This is a genomic window from Winogradskyella psychrotolerans RS-3 (assembly GCF_000427335.1).
GTDB classification, from domain to species: Bacteria; Bacteroidota; Bacteroidia; order Flavobacteriales; family Flavobacteriaceae; genus Winogradskyella; species Winogradskyella psychrotolerans.
This window is the reverse complement of record NZ_ATMR01000200.1, coordinates 1-508: the sequence shown is the minus strand read 5'-3', so window position 1 is coordinate 508 and position 508 is coordinate 1. Positions and strand designations below refer to the sequence as shown.

Annotated in this window: 2 protein-coding genes; both read right to left on the bottom strand. The window is 44.5% G+C overall.

The window, feature by feature from the left end; translation table 11 throughout:
* On the bottom strand, positions 1–199 hold a 199-nt coding region (locus tag ADIWIN_RS20205; protein WP_152487294.1), incomplete at its 3' end, for an ATP-binding cassette domain-containing protein.
* 11 nt (positions 200–210) lie between these two features.
* A partial coding sequence (locus tag ADIWIN_RS17935) for an iron chelate uptake ABC transporter family permease subunit (protein WP_040757701.1) occupies positions 211–508 on the bottom strand: 298 nt, incomplete at its 5' end.

Here is a 508-nt window from a genome sequence, read left to right as displayed (position 1 = left end):
GGCTCATGATGGCTTTTAGCAAGGTGGATTTCCCCACACCATTAGGCCCCATCAGGCAAGTCAATTCACCATGGAATAATTCAAATGAGATCCCTGAAGCGATGGGGCTAATTTGTTTCCCAACTGTATATCCAAGCACCAGGTCTTTGGCATGGATGCAGGGCTTTGCATGTCTGGGGTTATTTTGATGGATTTCCATTGCGTAAATAATTAAAATGCCTCACTAAAATTCCTTTTCATGATCAACCAGATGATTAAGGGTGCCCCAAATGCAGTGGTAACTGCGTTGATCGGTAGGCTGGAAGCATAGCCTGGCAACTGACTTAATGTGTCGCAGGCCAATAAAACCAATATCCCTAAGATAGCGGTTGCAGGAAACAAGACCCTGTGGTCATTGGTCTTAAATAGTAATCTGGCCAAGTGGGGAACAGCAATACCAATAAAGGCAATTGGTCCACAGAAAGCGGTTATACCTCCTGTCAATATACCGGTGCTGACAATCATAATC